The organism is Psychrobacter immobilis, assembly GCF_904846285.1.
GTDB classification, from domain to species: Bacteria; Pseudomonadota; Gammaproteobacteria; order Pseudomonadales; family Moraxellaceae; genus Psychrobacter; species Psychrobacter immobilis_D.
Genome location: NZ_CAJHAD010000047.1, coordinates 1 through 5,769 on the forward strand (window position 1 = coordinate 1; position 5,769 = coordinate 5,769).

2 tRNA genes and 3 rRNA genes are annotated in these 5,769 nt (G+C 47.7%); all 5 read right to left on the reverse strand.

The window, feature by feature from the left end:
• Positions 1-9 precede the first annotated feature (9 nt).
• The 5 genes from rrf to JMX13_RS13370 all read right to left on the reverse strand — a co-directional run bounded on the left by rrf (position 10) and on the right by JMX13_RS13370 (position 5,311).
• Positions 10-124, reverse strand: a 5S ribosomal RNA gene (rrf, locus tag JMX13_RS13350).
• Between the two features lie 186 nt (positions 125-310).
• Positions 311-3,173 (reverse strand): 23S ribosomal RNA (locus JMX13_RS13355).
• Positions 3,174-3,533: 360 nt separating this feature from the next.
• Positions 3,534-3,609 (reverse strand) — tRNA-Ala (locus tag JMX13_RS13360).
• 10 nt (positions 3,610-3,619) lie between these two features.
• A tRNA-Ile gene (locus JMX13_RS13365) sits at positions 3,620-3,696 on the reverse strand.
• A gap of 76 nt (positions 3,697-3,772) precedes the next feature.
• Positions 3,773-5,311, reverse strand: a 16S ribosomal RNA gene (locus JMX13_RS13370).
• Together the 16S, 23S and 5S rRNA genes with 2 tRNA genes alongside form the textbook arrangement of a ribosomal RNA operon.
• Positions 5,312-5,769 lie beyond the last annotated feature (458 nt).

Here is a 5,769-nt window from a genome sequence, read left to right on the forward strand (position 1 = left end):
AGAATAGAGAGCTGACGATGACCTACTCTCACATGGCCGGAGCCACACTACCATTGGCGCGATGATGTTTCACTTCTGAGTTCGGGAAGGGATCAGGTGGTGCCATCATGCTATTGTCGTCAGCAAAGGGGGTTAGATATGAGTCTGTTGTTGTTATTTTGACTGCAATATTATTTGTAGTCTCATCAACATAAACCTAACTGAATCAAGGTTTAAGGTGATATCGAAATATTCTTTCTTTTATTCTATAAGCTTTCACTTATACAAGATAGATTAATTAGAGCTTTCATACAAACCACTTGGGTGTTGTATGGTCAAGCCAAACGAGCAATTAGTACAGGTTAGCTACATGCATCGCTGCACTTCCACACCCTGCCTATCAACGTCGTAGTCTTCAACGGCTCTTTAGGGAAATCTAATCTTGAGGTGGGCTTCCCGCTTAGATGCTTTCAGCGGTTATCCCATCCGAACGTAGCTACCGGGCAATGCCACTGGCGTGACAACCCGAACACCAGAGGTTCGTCCACTCTGGTCCTCTCGTACTAGGAGCAGATCCTCTCAAATTTCCAACGCCCACGGTAGATAGGGACCGAACTGTCTCACGACGTTCTAAACCCAGCTCGCGTACCTCTTTAAATGGCGAACAGCCATACCCTTAGGACCTGCTTCAGCCCTAGGATGAGATGAGCCGACATCGAGGTGCCAAACACCGCCGTCGATATGAACTCTTGGGCGGTATCAGCCTGTTATCCCCAGAGTACCTTTTATCCGTTGAGCGATGGCCCTTCCATACAGAACCACCGGATCACTAAGACCTACTTTCGTACCTGCTCGACTTGTGGGTCTCGCAGTTAAGCGCGCTTTTGCCTTTATACTCTACGACCGATTTCCGACCGGTCTGAGCGCACCTTCGTACTCCTCCGTTACTCTTTAGGAGGAGACCGCCCCAGTCAAACTACCCACCATACATTGTCCTCGGTATTGTTATACCTGAGTTAGAACCCCGACATGACCAGGGTGGTATTTCAAGATTGGCTCCACAAACACTAGCGTGTCTGCTTCAAAGCCTCCCACCTATCCTGCACAAGTCAGGTCAAAGTTCAATGTAAAGCTGTAGTAAAGGTTCACGGGGTCTTTCCGTCTAGCCGCGGGTACACAGCATCTTCACTGCGATTTCGATTTCACTGAGTCTCTGCTGGAGACAGCGCTGCCATCATTATGTCATTCGTGCAGGTCGGAACTTACCCGACAAGGAATTTCGCTACCTTAGGACCGTTATAGTTACGGCCGCCGTTTACTGGGGCTTCGATCAAGAGCTTCGCTTACGCTAACCCCATCAATTAACCTTCCAGCACCGGGCAGACATCACACCCTATACGTCCACTTTCGTGTTTGCAGAGTGCTGTGTTTTTAATAAACAGTTGCAGCAGCCTGGTATCTGCGACTGCCAACAGCTCAAGGAGCAAGTCCTATCACCATCGGCAGCGTACCTTCTCCCGAAGTTACGGTACCATTTTGCCTAGTTCCTTCAGCAGAGTTCTCTCAAGCGCCTTGGTATTCTCTACCTGATCACCTGTGTCGGTTTAGGGTACGATTCGTTTATAACTATTGCTTAGAAGCTTTTCCTGGAAGCATGGTATTTGCCACTTCGCTGTACAAGTACAGCTTGCTATCAGATCTCAGCCGTATTACAGTCCGGATTTGCCTAAACTGTAAGCCTACATCCTTTCACCTGGACAACCAACGCCAGGCTGACATAACCTACTCCGTCCCTCCATCGCATTATAAACAAGTATTGGAATATTAACCAATTTCCCATCGACTACGCCTTTCGGCCTCGCCTTAGGGGTCGACTCACCCAGCCCCGATTAACGTTGGACTGGAACCCTTGATCTTCCGGCGTGCGAGCTTTTCACTCGCATTATCGTTACTCACGTCAGCATTCGCTCTTGTGATACCTCCAGCATGCCTTACGACACACCTTCACAGGCTTACACAACGCTCCCCTACCACTTGAAAACAAATTCAAATCCGCAGCTTCGGCTCCTAGTTTGAGCCCCGTTACATCTTCCGCGCGGGCCGACTCGACTAGTGAGCTATTACGCTTTCTTTAAAGGATGGCTGCTTCTAAGCCAACCTCCTAGCTGTCTATGCCTTCCCACCTCGTTTCCCACTTAACTAGGAATTTGGGGCCTTAGCTGGCGGTCTGGGTTGTTTCCCTCTCCACAATGGACGTTAGCACCCACTGTGTGTCTCCCGGATATCACTCATCGGTATTCGGAGTTTGCATCGGTTTGGTAAGTCGGTATGACCCCCTAGCCGAAACAGTGCTCTACCCCCAATGGTGTTCGTCCGAGGCGCTACCTAAATAGCTTTCGGGGAGAACCAGCTATCACCGAGTTTGATTAGCCTTTCACCCCTATCCACAAGTCATCCCCTGGCTTTTCAACGACAGTGGGTTCGGTCCTCCGGTGCCTGTTACGGCACTTTCAACCTGCTCATGGATAGATCACTCGGTTTCGGGTCTATGCCCTGCAACTAATTCGCCCTATTAAGACTCGGTTTCCCTACGGCTCCCCTAAACGGTTAACCTTGCTACAGAACATAAGTCGCTGACCCATTATACAAAAGGTACGCAGTCACCCCAATAAATTGAGGCTCCTACTGCTTGTACGCACACGGTTTCAGGTTCTATTTCACTCCCCTCACAGGGGTTCTTTTCGCCTTTCCCTCACGGTACTGGTTCACTATCGGTCAGTCAGGAGTATTTAGCCTTGGAGGATGGTCCCCCCATCTTCAAACAGGATTTCTCGTGCCCCGCTCTACTTAATATGTTAACTCTAATGTTTCGAATACAGGACTATCACCTACTACGGTCAGCTTTCCCACGCTGTTCTTCTACATTAGAATTAATCGGCTTCTCCCCGTTCGCTCGCCGCTACTAGGGGAATCTCATTTGATGTCTATTCCTAAGGGTACTGAGATGTTTCACTTCCCCTCGTTCGCTTCTTGTACAAGTACAAGATACCTACCTTATGGTAGGTGGGTTTCCCCATTCAGAAATCTCCGGATCACAGGATATTGCCGCCTCCCCGAAGCTTATCGCAGGCTGTCACGTCTTTCATCGCCTCTGACTGCCAAGGCATCCACCATGTGCGCTTCATTACTTGACCATACAACCCCAAGTAGTCTTAACTTATAAATAAGCTTTGACTTCAAAGTGTCATAAAGTCTAATTATGATAACGATATCACCTATGTTTATACGCTTGATTCAGTTCTCTTTATTTTTTTAATAACTCACTACTGGGATAACAACTGATGTCGTTAAGTAGCGAGTTATTAAGGTTAGGAAGTGCGCGTGAACACGCTCTTTCTAACCCAGACTCATATCTATGTTTTTAAATAGTTCTTATGCTCTCGTCGAGTCATAAGTTCTGTATAAAACAGAAGTAAATAATCAATAACGATCACTTAATTCTGTTGAATACCTATTATATTTATTGGCATCTAAAGCTTACTTGGCGTTTATAGTGGTGGAGCCAAACGGAGTCGAACCGTTGACCTCCTGCGTGCAAGGCAGGCGCTCTACCAACTGAGCTATGGCCCCATGTATAAAATGGTGGGTCTAAGTGGACTTGAACCACTGACCCCCGCGTTATCAACACGGTGCTCTAACCAGCTGAGCTACAGACCCAATTACGCTTGTTATAAACGTAAGCTTAAACTAAAGAACAACTTGTTGTGAATTCTTGCTGACCGAATGCCATCTATAAGGAGGTGATCCAGCCGCAGGTTCCCCTACGGCTACCTTGTTACGACTTCACCCCAGTCATCAACCACACCGTGGTGAACGCCTTCCCGAGGGTTAGGCTATCCACTTCTGGTGCAATCAACTCCCATGGTGTGACGGGCGGTGTGTACAAGGCCCGGGAACGTATTCACCGCGGCATTCTGATCCGCGATTACTAGCGATTCCTACTTCATGGAGTCGAGTTGCAGACTCCAATCTGGACTACGATAGGCTTTTTGAGATTCGCATCACATCGCTGTGTAGCTGCCCTCTGTACCTACCATTGTAGCACGTGTGTAGCCCTGGTCGTAAGGGCCATGATGACTTGACGTCGTCCCCGCCTTCCTCCAGTTTGTCACTGGCAGTATCCTTAGAGTTCCCGGCTTAACCCGCTGGTAACTAAGGACAAGGGTTGCGCTCGTTGCGGGACTTAACCCAACATCTCACGACACGAGCTGACGACAGCCATGCAGCACCTGTATTCTAATTCCCGAAGGCACTCCCGCATCTCTGCAGGATTCTAGATATGTCAAGACCAGGTAAGGTTCTTCGCGTTGCATCGAATTAAACCACATGCTCCACCGCTTGTGCGGGCCCCCGTCAATTCATTTGAGTTTTAACCTTGCGGCCGTACTCCCCAGGCGGTCTACTTATTGCGTTAGCTGCGTCACTAAGTCCTCAAGGGACCCAACGACTAGTAGACATCGTTTACGGCGTGGACTACCAGGGTATCTAATCCTGTTTGCTACCCACGCTTTCGAGCCTCAGTGTCAGTATTATGCCAGAAGGCTGCCTTCGCCATCGGTATTCCTCCAGATCTCTACGCATTTCACCGCTACACCTGGAATTCTACCTTCCTCTCACATACTCTAGCTCAACAGTATCAGATGCAGTTCCCAGGTTGAGCCCGGGGATTTCACATCTGACTTATCGAGCCACCTACGCTCCCTTTACGCCCAGTAATTCCGATTAACGCTTGCACCCTCTGTATTACCGCGGCTGCTGGCACAGAGTTAGCCGGTGCTTATTCTGCAGCTAATGTCATCGTCCATGGGTATTAACCATGGAGTCTTCTTCACTGCTTAAAGTGCTTTACAACCAAAAGGCCTTCTTCACACACGCGGCATGGCTGGATCAGGGTTTCCCCCATTGTCCAATATTCCCCACTGCTGCCTCCCGTAGGAGTCCGGGCCGTGTCTCAGTCCCGGTGTGGCTGATCATCCTCTCAGACCAGCTACAGATCGTCGCCATGGTAGGCCTTTACCCCACCATCTAGCTAATCCGACTTAGGCTCATCTAATAGCGAGAGCAGTAAACTGCCCCCTTTCTCCCGTAGGTCGTATGCGGTATTAATACGAGTTTCCCCGTGCTATCCCCCACTACTAGGTAGATTCCTAAGTATTACTCACCCGTCCGCCGCTCGACGCCTGATAGCAAGCTATCATCGTTTCCGCTCGACTTGCATGTGTTAAGCCTGCCGCCAGCGTTCAATCTGAGCCATGATCAAACTCTTCAGTTTAATCTTGCTATGAAGCTCTTTAAAGAAGCTTCTAAACTTGGCTCATCTAATCTGGCAAAATCGCTAAAAATTATGTTCGTAATGAATTAACTTTGAGTTTTTTTACTGTCTTAAATGATAATTTTTATAGTTAGAATGACTCCCGAAAAGGAAGTAAAACCAACTTTATTTTTTAGCATTCTGAATCAGCAAAAATCCACACAAGTTGTTCTTTAGTTATGCTTTTAAATAGTGTCAAGCTACTGTCGTCCAGTAGATGATTATATAGGGTATTTCTCTTTGCTAGTCAGTCTAAGTTAAGAACTTATCCTATCTAGCGAGCCGACTATCATATCATGATGATTTGGTTTGTCAAGCTTTTTTATAAATTGTTTCAGTAAGTTAGTCAGGTTTGTTATATGTAAATTCACATATAAGTCATTCCGTTTGTCTTAATGAGGTGCGTATTATAGACGCTT